The following is a 15242-nucleotide window of genomic DNA, read 5'->3' on the forward strand; positions in this document are numbered from 1 at the left end:
GAGCCACCTATTTTCTGCCATTCGAGAACAGCATTATAAAAAACTGTGATCAATTGGCACTGTTTTGAATTCCACTATCTTCCCTGGAACCATGTTCTTGGCCATTCTCTCCCAAGATGGCTAACAATAATAGATAATATCCCTTTTCCAGACCAAGTTCTTCTGCTGTTTTAAAATTTTCCATATATAGTTCCATTAGTTGATTTATTTTTGGATATTATTGCAAAGACCGTTCAACTTTATATTTTTTAAGGAATTTTCTTGAAAATATTTTATAACTGATAATTTTCGTGAGAAATAGACCAAATTATTTCTGTTTATCTTGTTTTAAAGAATTGGATAAAATCAGTAACCCAGAGCTCCTTGTCTACAATTTTTAATCAAATCATTCAATTCCATTTAATATTTTCACCGTAGAATGTTCTTTATCTATTTTAGTATTAAGACACTAATCCTAAATCATTGTTTTATGGTAAACAATAATATGAACATCCTTGAATATGCGAGGGAAAAAGGGTTTGACGGGTATCCCGACACGACCAGTATACAAAGCTGGTTGAGAAATAAGGGAGTGATTGTATTGGTAACACTCCGAGAAGTTGATGAGGGGGACTTTAGGTTTTCCTATCAGGTGTTTGAACCTTCATCAATCTATTATCACCATCCCCCCCTGAGCTCCACAGTTTATTGGAATATGTATGAAGAGGCTCTAGATCATGGGTTAAACCATGGTCTCAGCTATGTTTGATCGGTGCCGTGAGTTTACTCATTATAACAAATTATTCAGATTTTTTACGGGATAAAAACAATGATGATCTATCTAACACCCTTTCAATAGCATCAAGAGCTTTTTTTGGACAATTGTATCCTTCTCCTTCTTTGCAATGTTTGCATACCTTCTCATCCAGCCGTCAAGACTGCCCTCTTCAAACCTTTTTAAGATAACTGGACAGATGTAGTTTTTGCGTGCCACAGATGGTGTGTTTCCCAAAATGTGCGCGACGGAACTGACAAGTTCTCTGCAGCTTTTGTTTCGGTTCTTAGTGTTGCCGGGATAGGTTTCCAAAAGATGACCCAAAGCCAAAAAGCATGCGTTCCACGTTCTTATGGTTTTACTGGTAACATTCCCACCATATATTTCAGAAAGATAGCTGTTTAGATGGCAAGGCTTTATGGCTCTTTTAACATTCTGTTCGTCCAAGTATTGGAGAAACTGTTTTCCCGAGAGTTGCAATATCTTCTCAATCTTATCATACAGCCTTTTCTTACTAAATGCTTTCTCCTGCTTTACACCTTTTTTCCCCCTATATCTTAATATTACCTTTCCTTGCTGTAATTTAACATGTTTATTCTGGAGCGTGGTGAGACCAAAGGAACCATTGGAATTTCTATATATGGTATTTCCTGGACGTATGGAGGTGTGCTGGATGATCATGATTGCCAGAGCACAGACATATCTCTGGTCACACAGGTCCCTTTTGATATCCTTCTCCAACTGTTTTTTCAATACTGGTAGGCTCTTTCCAAAGTGATATAGTCTGCTGAACTTATCCTGGTCCTGGAAAGCTGTCCAACGGGGATGGTAGATATATTGCTTACGTTGCCTAATATCCAAGCCCGTGGCCTGGATGTGTCCATTTCTATTCGGGCATATCCATACATTGGTCCAATTTGGAGGGATTACCAAGGAATGGATCCGAGATAGGACCGATGGATCCACAATCCTCACGTTTTTTTGGTCGTAGTATTCAAATACCTCACCGTTTTGTATCCTAGAGATGCCCTTTGAATTGCAGTTTACATATTTAAAAGGTTTCTTTGCTTCCATACCTTGTCATTGAATTATTCCTATACCCTTAATCTGTTTCGAATGTATTTTGTTTTAGCATATATAATTTAAAGATCAAATTATGCTAGAGCTGTGCTGCCGTCATTAATTTAGTACGTCCTGTTCCCTTCCAGTGGGTGAAGTGCAGCTTTATTTTTATTTTTGCCCATTCCTGGTGTATTTTCAGGTGTAAGGTTCATTGCTTTGTTCGTGAATGTCGATCCACCTTTTAGCGGGTATTTTCTCTCTTTTTCCGTCAGATATGTTGCCTAGAACAGCTCGGGAATCAATTCGTTTGATAAATTTAAGTTTAAAAATGATATTTCAGAATGTTATAAATGGGGACATCGATCTAGGCGCTTATTTTCTTTTCTGCTTTGGCATTTTTTGGTTTAATGAAAATTGCGCGCAAGGCCTGTAAGATAGGATATTAAATTTAAATGCCAACCTAGAAGGTTGGCATTTAAAAATACCTATTTTACTAGATATATATTACTCGGCATTTGAATTTAAGTTCGTATCCGCAATGGCGGTTAATTTTTCATCGCATGACTTTTCTTCTTTTAATGTCTTCAAGAGCAACTTTAATGCATCCTTATGTTCAAGCGTTTTTGCGAAAGCCGCCAGCGTGCCATAAGTTGCAATCTCATAATGTTCTACTTTTTGGGAAGCGGCGATTATTCCCGCATCCCGCACAGCCCCAGATTCTGTCTCTGCCATAATACTTTTAGCTTCTTCTAATAGCCCGGCCATAGCATCACATTTCTCTGCCTTCGCTTTAATTCCGATCGATTCAAAAACTTCTTCCAGTCTACTGACATGTTCCTTGGTCTCTTCAAGATGAGAAGATATTGCTGTTTTCAGTTTTTGAGACGTAGCATTTTTTTCCATTTTAGGTAATGCTTTTACCAATTCCCTCTCAGCCCAATAAATATCCTTTAGGCCGTCCTCAAATAGCTCATTTAAATCTTTAGCCGCGCTTGGCTTTGCTTTAACTTTAGTTTCCTTAGGAGTAGATTTTGTTGTTGTTGCCATGATAATATTGTTAAGATTGTTTGGGGACTTAACAAACTAAGCTCATAATTGTTCTGAATTTCGGTATTTGTCCAAGCTTCTGTAGGGTTTAGATAAAAGTAGTGAAGATTTTATTCTGGAGATATAAATTTGGGCAGGAGATATTTTTATACAACAGACCTTCATGAGGGTATCTTGGAGGAGATCCTCCGCATCATTTTGTTCCTTGGTAAACTTGTTCGCATAGTGAAGCAAGGTGTCCGAATGAACCAACACTTCATTTTTTATAAAATCATTGTTCATTTTAAAAAGAGATTTAGTAGAAAACGGGTTTTAATTCCCCTTTGCACAAAGATGGTTTAGATTGAAATTGGACCAGAAACAAACCTCTCGTTAAATCTCCGGTCCAATAAAAATCTTATGGTTGTATGTACATGAAGTTGCAATGAGTGTGCCAAAGAAATTTCTGGACAGTTTTTTTATAGAACGCTGAAATCTCGCCATTGGGATTGAGACAATCACTAGCATATCAATGTTAAAATAGGATATGCTCTTATATCTGCAGGAGGAATAAAAATTCATACTTCAGACCCAATAAATTTCTCTGAAAAATCTTTTAAATATTTTATGTAATTCAAGACAAAATATTCGTTTTAACCCTAGAGACTCAAAACATTGGATCTATTAAAAAAACGTAATATTGTATTACCAATCAATAATAAATGAAGCTTAACAATGGTAAGTGATAAACTCCAAAATCTCTTTAATCAGCTGGAAGTTCCTGCCAAAACCATTCTTTTACAGGAAGGGGAAATCTCCAAAACTATGTTTTTTGTTAAGAAAGGATGTTTGCGGACTTGGGTCAATAATGATGGTAAGGATATTTCCACCCAGTTTTTTTTGAAGGCGATAAAGTTTCGTCCATTGAAAGCTTCCGTGCTGATCTACCGAGCCTCTATAGCATAGAAAGCCTAGATTCCTGCATTCTGCTGACGCTTTCACAAAAGGATTTTTTGGATGGGTTACAAAGTTTCCCCGAAATCAAAGAAGAAATACAGGAGCATCTATTCAAACGACTTTTACAATCTCAAAAAACTTTCTATTCCTACCTTAAAAACGTCCTGAGTAGCGCTACAGAGAGTTGATCGAAGAATATCCCCATATTATCCAACGTGTTCCGTAGCATTACGTCGCATCTTATCTTGGAATTACTTCGGTTTCTTTAAGCAGAATACCAAACAGACCATGAACCATTTCTCCTTTTGAGTTTTTAAAGGGTTGTTGGCAGCATGATGATAGAAAAATTCCTCCATGGAAAGGTCACTATACCTGATCACATATACCAGAGGATCATAAATTAAAATATTTTGATCAACAAGAATTTCATGGGTCAGCTATGTGCACATTGAATGTAATTGCTTAATGGAATTCATAGGTCCCCTCCTATGCAAGAGAAGTAATGATACTATCATTGGGGGCTTTAAATTTAGGGGGAATTTAAGAACGATAAAAACGATTAATAATATCAATATGGCTTCAGGGTCAGCTTTGCTTGATTACCATTACCCGCACCATATAACAGAACAACAGAACCAGAGGGCCTGATTTAATTACCTCTGGTTCTGTTTTTATAGTTTTTCCCTAATCATGTCTATAGTTACGTAGCTTTTTCTGGAGGATTTTCCTGGCCGTATGAATTCGGGTCTTTACCGTTCCTTCTGGTACCCCTAGATATTCAGCTATTTCATAATATTTGAACCCTTCATAATACATCATGAATGCATTATAGTATATTTCAGGAATTGTTTTCATGACGGTGTTTATTTCTTCACTCATTAAATTGCCTTCCGCTCTATCTCTACTGATCCGACTTTCTATATCCTTGGAATCCGTAATCCCATTTATATACTTGAGCTGATGAACTCTTCTTCGGCAATCATTAATGAATGTATTTCTCATAATAGTATAGATCCACCCCAATAGGTTGGTTCCAGTAACGTATTTCTTCTGATACTTCAGCACCTTGATCAATGTGTTCTGAAGAAGGTCTTCGGCATCATTATGATCCTGAGTGAATTTATTGGCGTATTGCAAAAGTGTTGGTGTATGCACCAATACCTCTTCTTTTATAAATCTATAATTCATCTTTAATAGGGCTTTTGTGAATAAATATTACTATTTAATTAACCCTTTGCGCAAAGGAAGATGTTTGATATAGTCTATCTGTACACCTCGCGTGTGGATAGGTTATATCTATATGTTAAGGTTGTATAATCGACAATATTCAATACCCGTGCCAATTAAATCCTCATCAATCTATCCATGATAAAAAGTATTTTACAGTTACTGGTATGCAACTAACAGCTAAATTGTGTTTTTTTAAGAATTACCAAAATAGCGGACTGTTTAATTTAATAGACATATAGTTTATTGAATTTAATACATGTAGCGGTTTAGCTACAAATGGGGTTGTAAATACGTCTGCATTTGAGTGGAGGACAAAAAATTACCTGTTATTTATTTAGCCTCTATCTTTTAAGTTCTTGTCAAATAGCCTGTTAATACTGTAGAACTATAACAATCAATCCAATAGGTGTTTTATAGAGGCAAGATTGTTTAAATTTAAGAAGACATAAACTATTTCTGTTGTGCCTTGTTTACATTTTGAACTTAAAAACAAAACATTATGGCAATTAATACAGCAAACGAGGACCAGGTAAGTAAAACTATTTTACTGTATGCTAGCATTTTCATTTCCGGAAGATCTTAATCAGTTTGCGCATAACATATTAAAGTTTTCAATCATACTTTGTCTCGATCCATCGGCAACCGGAGATCTCTAATTTAATAAGTTATTTTTCCCAACCCTTCTTTTGTGGCCTATCTCCTTCGGCAGATCACTACCGCCCTTCGGTTGCTTGCTGTTTACCGAATGATTTATATGGTGAATTTAAATATGTAAAATATTAGTATTTAATAGTTTAATCTAAGAAAAAAACAAAACATTACCATATTGGTAATGTTTTTCATATATTTGTATATGAGAATTATAGCGGTTAATACTTTAAAATTCTATATTAAAGATTTCCCAAAGTCGGAACAGCCATTATTGGCATGGTATGATGAATGTGAAAGTGCAGAATGGAATAATCCAAATGAATTAAAAGCCCAGTTTGGGAGTGCTTCTATACTTACCGATAAGAGAGTAGTCTTTAATATTCATGGTAATACTTATCGCTTAATTGTAGATATTGAGCATCGACTAAAAATAGTTTTTATTGTTTGGTTTGGAACTCATAAGGAATATGATAAAATAAACGCTAAAAAAATTGATTATGTTAAAGCCGATTAAATCTGAAAAACAGTACGAAAGTTATTTAGAAAGAATTTACGTCTTAATGCAGACAGATTTAAAAGCAGATTCTAAGGAATCTGATGAAGTAGAAATTCTTTCTATTCTGGTTAAAAACTATGAGGATACTCATTATGCCATAGAAAAACCAAATCCAATAGAGGCTATTAGATTTCGTTTAGACCAAATGGGTAAATCAGAGTCGTTTTTAAGTAAAATTCTAGGAGCTTCTAGAAAGTCTGAAATATTATCAGGAAAGAGAAAGTTAAATCTTCCACAGATTAGGAAATTAAGTAATGAACTGCATATTTCTGCTGATGTTTTAGTTCAAGAATACTAATCTCAAAAAACGAGAGAAAATAAAATTTCTATGCAATTGCAGAGCGTCTATCAAGAAGAAAGGCGACCATCCGTTGAAGGTCGCTCTTACCAAACCAATTATTAACCTTGGCCAAACGGCCCCGTAGTTATAGTAATCAAATGTAAAAAAAGGTAGAAATTTCAGCAAGTAATCCTTTAATTATGTTTCTCCCCTACCCTTCTTTTGCGTCCTGTCTCCTTCGGCAGACCATCCTTCGCTGTTTTTTCCGGCGTGATTTTCAATAAATGTTTTACTTTTTTTCGTTGATGAATTAAAATAACTTTTGTGTTTTGATTAAGTTGCAATAATTGTATACTTTAATATTATTAAAACACCTCTCCTTATGGCTGTATATTACGATACAAAAACTGGAAATGTCAGAAATTTTATTAAAAAGTTATTGGCTATGGCTAGTAATATGATAGCAATTAATATTAATGATATTAATGAAGGTGATGTGTTATTGCCAGGACATTTGATAACTTATACCACCGGTTCAGGATCAGTGTCAGTAACTACGCAGTATTTTATGGAAAGAAACTTTCAATCCGTATTATCTATATCAGCCTCAGGAAATAAAAACTGGGTAAAGAATTTTTCGGTGTCGGGTGACATTTTAGCTGAAAGATATGCTTTATTTTTAGTGCATAAATTTGAGATGACAGGTTTTGAGGAAGATGTCAAGAAGGTCTTAAAGGATATTTTTTCAATTGAAGAATGTCGTAGCAGGATCTTATAAACTAAATAAGAAATTAATAAATGGAGTCAAGAAGGTGTTATGCTTGTCTGACTCAATTTCTGACCTGGTTAAAGAACCTTCAAATTTCCAACAACCCAATTCCTGACTCGTTGAAGAACAAGATAAAAGTTGGTTTACCGAAAACGAAAGTTCTGATCTAAACGGATAATTCAATATTGACAATTGTCCCTTCTCCAGGCATGACGTCATAATCCAAAGCCCCTCTCATCAAATCTACTCGGTTTTGAATATTACTCAGTCCCATTCCTTTTGAGGCCTGAGCACGAGAAAGATCAAAACCTCTCCCATTATCTTCAACCGTTATAAGAATTTGATCTTCATTTTGTATACACTGAACCAAAATATGGTTGGCATTGGCATGCTTCAACGCATTGCTTAGCAACTCCTGAATGACACGATAGATATTCACCTGATAATGTTGATTCAATGCGGTATCAAGCCCTTCGGTTTTGAGTTCAATTTCCACATTAGGGTTGGATAATGCCGTACACAAGTCTTTCAATGCGACATTTAAGCCGCTACTCAATAGATTGGTCGGCATCATATTATGGGCAATGCGTCTTAATTCTACAATGGATTTATCCAATTGATCGACCGTTTGGTCTATTTCGGTTTCTTGATACTGTGTCTGAATTCCGGAGAGTTTCATTTTTATTCCCGATAATGCCCCTCCAAGCCCATCATGCAAATCCTGCGCAATTCGTTGTCTTTCCTTGTCCTCACCTTCTAAAAAAGCCTTGGTTACCTGTAACTCCCGCTGTTGCTCCAATTCTTTGAACTTGAACTCGTTTGCTATCTTTTGATTTTTCAGGATATTATTTAAATATAAAAAGCCCAATAAAAAGACTGCCGCTCCAACAGACATCAGCAAAACCCATAGCCTTTGGTTTTTTTGGACCAATTCTGCGGCTTGCTTTTCTGCCTGCAGTTGATTGATCTGCTTCTCTTTTTCAACAGACTGATATTTATTCTCCATATCAAGCATATCTTTCTTATAATCGGCCGCATGCAAGCTATCGCTGACAGAAATATACCTCTGAGACCATTCAAAGGCAGCTTTCATATTCCCCGTTTTCGCATAGGTATTAGCTAGTAAATTGGCATAGGAATTACGATCTGAAGGGAGTAAGATTGTACTTTTTAATAAATCCTGCATCACCACGATTGCCTCATTATAACGTCCTGTTTTTCTAAGGGTTTCAAATTTGGCGAACTTTGCCCTGTTGATATAAAAGTTTTCGGTTACCCCGCCCTGGAAAGCAATTGCCTTGTCAAAGCTCCTGATTGCTGATTCATAATCGCCAGTTTTCTCATAATAAACCCCTTCTGGATAGTAATAAAACAATAAAACATTAGATTCAGGGTAATTCTTTAAAACCGAATAAGCTTCATCCAGATAGGTCTTACTCTCTTTTAGATTATTTAGATACAGATTATTCTCAGCTAGAATTATAGTGACCTCCATTACTCCTTCTAATTTGGCGACCTCACTCTCGCTGGGGGCTTCCTTAAATAACAACAAAGCATCCTTTAGATATTCATTGGCTTTCTCTCTTTCCGAAGCATTCAATAAACTGATGCCAACAAATTTGCTGGCATTTCCTTCGCTAAACTTATCCTTGGACTCTTTTGCCAAAGGCAATGCATGATTTATATAGGCATCCATCCCTCCTTTTTCATTTCCTTGTAGTTGTTTAATTGTCCCTCGTATCAACCAAAGACCACTCTGTATTTTCTTAGACTCCTCAGAATTTACTGTTTTTAAGAGACTATCAGCCACGATTAATTGAGAATCAATCTTTGCTATGTCTGCCAAGCCAAGGTCATAGTATGCCTGATAGTACTTCCCGGAGCCTAGTAAAAGATTATTCCCGTTCGAATAGCGTAATCCTTCCTCTAAACGCTGTTTAGAGAGTTCCATATTTCTATACTTTTTGTAGAAATACGATAATCTAAATGCATTCATCGCCTTAGCGCTATCAGTTTTAGCCTCTTTGAGTCTTTTTTCAAGCGTTTGCAGGTAATCTTTATCTTCGTAAATTTTAATTGAAAGTTGAGCGTGGCCTTGTAAACCCCAACAAAGCAGGCAACACAGGAGGAATAGGTATTTCATAAAATAGAATAAGTGTGTCAGTTTAATTTGTTGCGAAAGCTAAGTTATTGAATTCTAAGGAAATGTTCAATAGGTTTTAGGCATAAAAAAACGCCCATTCTAAAAATAGAATGTACGTTATGGTTGTATTATCAGGCGCTCATTTATTTAATGTCCAAATGAGCGAAGGACATCTTGCGTATTTTTTATATTGTTTATTGAGGACAATCCATTCTTGAACGTCCATATGCTACACCCTTCATATTGGTAGGACCCGAGTTAACCTGTGTTGCTTCAACTTTATTGGGCCTGTAGTATTCCAGACTACTTCTGGATTTAAAAAAGCTCTATAATAATACCTTATTTTAGTTTTAAAGTCATTATTGACGATTGGGCCTCTTCTTGTACCGAAGATCTCAAGCGGCTCCAATGGGCCATAATTTCCACGACTACCAAGCAATTCTATTTGTCCATTTTGAAGAATATGAATTCTGAAAATCGGACGTTCAGCATCACCTTTCAGGAAGTAGATAAAATCTACATCATTCCCTGTTGAGCTAGTTCCTGGTATACCCCATCTCGCTTAATCGCTTGCAAATCTTAAATTCTGAACCAATGGCGGCACATCATCATGCTTATCCACAAATTGGAAGTCATAACCCTGATTAGTATAATCTTTCTGTACCCAATTAGGGTTGGATGCGGTTCCTTGATTATTCTCTTGCCAAAACTCTCGTTTTAATAAAGGTTCTCCATTAATGATTAAGTTCAATGAATTATCTAAGTAATAAACATCAAAGATAAATCCATAATCAGTAGGTGGAATATTGTCGAAAGTCTGAGATGCTCCATTTGATAAGTTGAAATTCTCTATATATATGACCAATTGCAACAAAAAAATCAGCATAATAGAATTTTCTGCTTAATTAATATTAATTGCTTTTAAGCAAACTATAAAATTCCCAGCAATTCTTCCTTGGATAAGGAGTTAAAAAATGAGGAGTCGGTTTGGATTAAATCTTGTGCTAATTGGGTTTTCCGCACTTGAAGTTTTAATATTTTTTCTTCGATGGTATTTGAACAGATCAACCGTACCGCAACGACATTTTTGGTTTGACCTATCCGATATGAGCGATCGATTGCTTGATTCTCCGCAGCCGGATTCCACCAAGGATCAACCAGGTAAACATAATCAGCCTCTGTCAGGTTTAAACCTACCCCACCAGCCTTCAAACTGATTAGGAAGATCCTAATATCACTGTTGTTTTGAAAATTATGAACCTTTTCGCCGCGGTCTTTAGTCTGTCCTGTCAGATATTCGAATGGAATACCCCTTAGTTCAAGCTCTTTCTTGATTAAATCCAACATCCCTACAAACTGCGAAAAAATCAAAATCTTATGTTCTTTTGATTTACTTTCTATTTGTTCCAGAATCACTTCAATCTTAACTGAACCAACGTCTGAATAGCCTCTTTTTAATAGAACGGGAGAATTACAAATCTGTCTTAACTTAGTTAAGCCGGTCAGAACATGCATACTTTTATCCTTGATATCCTCTTCTTCAATAGCAGAGATGTACTCCCTTAGCTCTGTTTCCCAGCTTTCATAGATTTTCCTTTGCTCACTATTCATTTCACAATAAATAAGCATTTCAGTCTTTTCAGGGAGCTCCTTGGCAACTTGCTTTTTGGTTCTTCTTAAAATAAAGGGTTTCACCTTTTCCTGAAGTTCAATTGCTCTTTTACTATATTGAAACCGATCAATTGGAATGGCATAGGTATCCTTGAAAAACTGTTTACTCCCCAGTAACCCTGGATTGGCAAAGGAAAGCTGTCCATAGAGGTCGAAGGTATTATTTTCAACGGGAGTTCCTGTCAAAACAACCCTATTCCTTGCTTTCAGTAATCTGGCGGCCTTATATCGTTCTGAATTCGGATTCTTTATCGCCTGCGATTCATCCAAGAAAATATAATTAAACGTGAATTCCTTAAGGAATCGAATATCCGACAATAAAATTCCATAACTGGTTAAAACCACATCATAATCAGCGAATTTACGATGACTCTTTTCTCGGTCGGCCCCATAATGTTTCCATATTTTTAAGCTAGGCGCGAACTTAGAAATTTCCTCCTCCCAGTTGAACAGAAGCGAGGTGGGTACAACGACTAAATTAGTCTGGAAACCTTTCCTTTCTTTCTGTGATAATATAAAAGCTATAATTTGAAGGGTTTTACCTAAACCCATATCATCTGCCAAACAACCTCCGAAATTATACTGGTCCAAAAAAGAGAGCCAATTTAAACCTTGATGCTGATATTCCCTGAGCTCCGCATTTAGACCCCTAGGAATTGGAACATCTACTGCAAGGATTTCTCTCGAAAAGTCACTTTTCAACAGTTCAATCTCTTGCTTTACTTCCTCACTCAACAATTCATCTTCAAATATTTCAGAAACCTCCGAATAGTTGATTTTAGGAATAGTAATCATGTCCTGTTCTACATCTCCTACCCTAAAGTAAGCCGCAATTTTCTCAATCCATTCCTCAGGTAAAACACCAAGACTACCATCACCTAATATTACATATTTACTCTTATTACGGATTGCCCGATGGATCTGCTGAAGTAATGCCTGTTGATTCCCATAGCCCACCTTTAGCTTGGCATTGAACCAATCTATCCCACTGATAATTTCAATACTGACCTTCGCTTTATGCGAATTTATTTTATTGTTTTTGATTTCACTAAAACCAAGAATTTCAATTTCTTCTTCCCGCCAATATTCGAATGCATTGATAAACCAATCATTGTCAACAAACCTGTTCTTATGCAGATAAAAATATTGAGCATCATCAATCTGCTCTACAAAATCAGGATGAGTACCCATGATACTGGAAACCAGACTATCTTCTGCAGAATAGTCCCTCTGAACTTTGAATACATTGTTGTTTTGATCGGTATCAAACAACTGTTTCTTGGAATAAGTAGGTACTTCTATCTCACCATACCTCATTACTGGAGTGATTGCGATGTAATTCCCTTCTTGCTGTAGGTAAATGATTTTTTTCTGTAGATATTGCTTCTCTTTTAGCTGCGCCGGGCTAGCTTCACGGATGTAACTATAATTCACATGAACAATCTCCTCTAGCGGTGAAAGAATCGTTTCGGCAAATTCTTCATACTTTGTAGAATGGAGAATCAGAATTTCATTATTGGATTTAAAGAATTTGATAAGCTTCAATAAATCTGGATTATCAATGAAATAAAGACCTTTACGATAGTAAATAAAATAGTCGTTTCGAAGATTCAGCTGATTAAAAGGTAAACTGATGTCATTGAAAAACAATTCCCCTGTAATTTCATAGAATGGCTCTTTTTTAAAAACATTCAGTTTTATCTCCGTCTTTAATATTTCTAGGTGAATTGGAATTAATGATTTCGAAGATATCGTTTCAGAAACTTTCCGGTCATGTAAAAAGACATTTAATGCCAATGGATTTTTAATAATCAACTTCAACGCTTCAGCATCAGTTTCAACCTCATCTTCTGTAAACTTATTTTGAAAATACTGAATTGCGGTATAAAACTTTATCTCTTTAGGGTCATCAGTCTTCCATATTAATGGTTGTAAATCTACATTCTCTACTGGGTTCTTAATCTTTCCAGATTTAGTATGCTCTGCTTCCATTAACAGAAAACTCAGTTGAGTATAATACCGATGTCTTCCAAGAACCAAAATCTGCTCTTTCCCCGCAGTTTCTTCGGGTAAGTTTCTGAATCGTGAGACTTGTTTAGGTATAAGTTTATTACTTAATAATTGCTCATCATAAGGAATCAACTCCTTTATACGAGGTTCAATAATAAGCTTTGAATTTTCAAATTTCAGTACAAAATAGGAATCTAGATCAGGCTCATTTTCCAAGCCATAAGGCTTAGCAAAGTCCTTCAGTAAGGACAAACGAAATCCTGCATCAAAGAAAGCTTTGAATTCTCTTTCCTTTAATATCGCATGGATTACCTCCCCTTGATGTTCGCAGAGCCATTGAGATTGATTCCCACAAGTACAGCTTGTTGTAATGTTATCTCGCGACTGAATAATATTTACCACGGGATAGTCTACTGAACCTCCCGTTTTGGTAAAAACACCTGCATTTAATTCCAAACTGATAGGGAAAATATGCTTATAGTCCCTACTATCAATAAACCCTGCTCGTTCCACATGTTTTAAGATGTCGAATACGGAAAGTGTACTGAAATTAGTATTTGGAAGGATAAATTCCTTAGGCAAATTCATCAAATAAATGCTGTTAATTACAAAAAGTAAGAATACGAAAATTTGATCTTTCCACTATGGATTTTCTCATTTTTATAACCTAAATATTCAGAATAATTAATAATCTATTGAATCGTTAAATATTATTTACAGTCTGAGTAAATTTTATTTATATTGTATTTTAAATGAGCAACTTAAACGGCAGATCTCCAGCGTCATTAATTGGCCAATCCACCCCAGGCATAACATTCTGGACCATCTTCGCAATTTTGATGGCCTTTGGCCTCCCCATATTAATTCATTCTAATCAGGGTGACTGGAAATACAATTATAATCGTCTCTTGATTTATGGATACCTATACGAAAGTCGAGGTGCCGGCTGGCGATATCTGGCTTTCTGGCACCCATATGTCATCTCCCCAATCATGGGCTTAATCTACTTATTGATTATGATTTTTATGCAATCATTTATCGCAAAACCCGCTTCTTCTGACCGCTTATTGCTTTATGGAAAAGCTGTTGAAGCCACTATTGTCAATAGCCAAGAAACAGGTCTAACTGTTAATGATCTTCCACAAATAATAATTACCGTAGAGTTTTTAGACAATAACAAAACTATTATCGCCTCTTTCAAAAAGCTATATAGTATTTTGAATCTTTCAAGTATTAGCGTTGGAAGCAAGATTAATATCCTCTATGATGCGCAAAACCCTAATATTATTGAGCCAAATGAATAAGAAAATGAAAATAAATTATACGCTATATTTTATCCTGTTGGTTCTCATTAGTACTTTTTCAGCATGTCAGCAGATCAAAAAAAGCTATGAAGAAACGATAAACCCGAAATCTCAAGAAAACAGTGATTCTAATGACAACCAAGGAACCATGAGTAGTACTACTACAATCGTTACTACAGAAATATCATCCGATCCTCAAAAGAAAAATTATACCAGCATCTATGCAAGTCCTGAAAAACTGGACCAAATACAGGCTGAGCTTATGAATATGCCTAATTTAAAAGGTAAGAAAGTCAATGTTTATCAGGATTTATATTTCTATGATTTCCAAGGTGGAAGAATAACTATCAAAATTCAGGATCCGAACATCCCTGAGAATATTGATAGTTATCTTTATGCAAATGAAAAATGGAATGATCCGACCCCAGTAAAGATATCAGGCAATATAAAAATGATAGATTTCCTGTTTCCCCTAGATAAATTAAAGTTCTCCGTAGCCCACAGTATCCAAAAAACTATGGAAGAAGAGGCAAAAAACATCGAGGGCGGCGTCCCTTCAGATCATATCTATTTTACTCACATGCAAGTCGCAGGAATTTCTAATACGAATTGGTATTCATCAATTGCAGGTTCTAGAAAAGACCTCTATTTATATTTTGATGTGAATGGGAATGAAACTTCTAGGAGGTAAAAATTTTCCTATACCGCCATCTACTTTCCACTCAAAAGTTAACTTATTATTCTGGTAATATATAAAAATCAAAAATCTATCCTAAATTAGTAGCTATAAACTTACCTATTTGAGCCATCATTAATATCTTTTCATAGC

General features: G+C 35.7%; 12 protein-coding genes. 5 read left to right on the plus strand and 7 right to left on the minus strand.

Features of this window, described 5'->3' with window-relative positions; all coding sequences use genetic code 11:
- Nucleotides 1-49: 49 nt before the first annotated feature.
- From ACF3OC_RS19370 to ACF3OC_RS19385, 4 genes are all read right to left on the minus strand, one after another.
- A complete protein-coding gene (locus tag ACF3OC_RS19370; protein ID WP_256962546.1) occupies nt 50-184 on the minus strand; it encodes a hypothetical protein in 135 nt (44 codons plus the stop codon).
- A 636-nt stretch (nt 185-820) separates the two neighbouring features.
- The gene (locus ACF3OC_RS19375; protein WP_392470563.1) at nt 821-1828 is read right to left on the minus strand and encodes a DNA topoisomerase IB; all 1008 of its coding nucleotides are present in this window, start codon (nt 1826-1828) and stop codon (nt 821-823) included.
- 492 nt (nt 1829-2320) lie between these two features.
- A complete protein-coding gene (locus tag ACF3OC_RS19380) occupies nt 2321-2863 on the minus strand; it encodes a ferritin-like domain-containing protein (RefSeq protein WP_392470565.1) in 543 nt (180 codons plus the stop codon).
- Between the two features lie 1620 nt (nt 2864-4483).
- Nucleotides 4484-4987 carry an RNA polymerase sigma factor gene (locus ACF3OC_RS19385; protein ID WP_094258397.1) on the minus strand — a complete coding sequence of 168 codons (504 nt, stop codon included), beginning with the start codon at nt 4985-4987 and terminating at the stop codon, nt 4484-4486.
- Between the two features lie 895 nt (nt 4988-5882).
- Here ACF3OC_RS19385 and ACF3OC_RS19390 point away from each other — a divergent pair.
- From ACF3OC_RS19390 to nrdI, 3 genes are all read left to right on the plus strand, one after another.
- Entirely contained in the window at nt 5883-6194 is a 312-nt protein-coding gene (locus ACF3OC_RS19390; protein ID WP_392470568.1) for a type II toxin-antitoxin system HigB family toxin, read from the plus strand.
- On the plus strand, nt 6178-6534 hold the full coding sequence (locus tag ACF3OC_RS19395) for a type II toxin-antitoxin system HigA family antitoxin (RefSeq protein WP_094258399.1): 357 nt from the start codon (nt 6178-6180) through the stop codon (nt 6532-6534). Before ACF3OC_RS19390 ends, ACF3OC_RS19395 begins: the two co-directional genes overlap by 17 nt.
- A 364-nt stretch (nt 6535-6898) precedes the next feature.
- Nucleotides 6899-7294 carry a class Ib ribonucleoside-diphosphate reductase assembly flavoprotein NrdI gene (gene nrdI / locus ACF3OC_RS19400; protein ID WP_392470570.1) on the plus strand — a complete coding sequence of 132 codons (396 nt, stop codon included), beginning with the start codon at nt 6899-6901 and terminating at the stop codon, nt 7292-7294.
- 157 nt (nt 7295-7451) lie between these two features.
- Here the strand turns inward: nrdI and ACF3OC_RS19405 are convergent, their stop codons facing one another.
- From ACF3OC_RS19405 to ACF3OC_RS19415, 3 genes are all read right to left on the minus strand, one after another.
- Nucleotides 7452-9428, minus strand: coding sequence for a sensor histidine kinase (locus ACF3OC_RS19405; RefSeq protein ID WP_094258401.1), 1977 nt, complete (start codon nt 9426-9428; stop codon nt 7452-7454).
- A gap of 562 nt (nt 9429-9990) precedes the next feature.
- On the minus strand, nt 9991-10314 hold the full coding sequence (locus tag ACF3OC_RS19410) for a hypothetical protein (RefSeq protein WP_094258402.1): 324 nt from the start codon (nt 10312-10314) through the stop codon (nt 9991-9993).
- Nucleotides 10315-10358: 44 nt separating this feature from the next.
- Nucleotides 10359-13697, minus strand: coding sequence for a DEAD/DEAH box helicase (locus ACF3OC_RS19415; RefSeq protein WP_094258403.1), 3339 nt, complete (start codon nt 13695-13697; stop codon nt 10359-10361).
- 164 nt (nt 13698-13861) lie between these two features.
- On the opposite strand from ACF3OC_RS19415, the gene ACF3OC_RS19420 reads away from it, so the two are divergent.
- Nucleotides 13862-14413, plus strand: coding sequence for a hypothetical protein (locus ACF3OC_RS19420; protein WP_094258404.1), 552 nt, complete (start codon nt 13862-13864; stop codon nt 14411-14413).
- Nucleotides 14414-14417: 4 nt separating this feature from the next.
- On the plus strand, nt 14418-15104 hold the full coding sequence (locus tag ACF3OC_RS19425) for a hypothetical protein (RefSeq protein ID WP_141202143.1): 687 nt from the start codon (nt 14418-14420) through the stop codon (nt 15102-15104).
- Nucleotides 15105-15242: the final 138 nt, after the last annotated feature.

It is taken from the genome of Sphingobacterium cellulitidis, from assembly GCF_043187465.1.
In the GTDB taxonomy this organism is placed as follows: domain Bacteria; phylum Bacteroidota; class Bacteroidia; order Sphingobacteriales; family Sphingobacteriaceae; genus Sphingobacterium; species Sphingobacterium cellulitidis.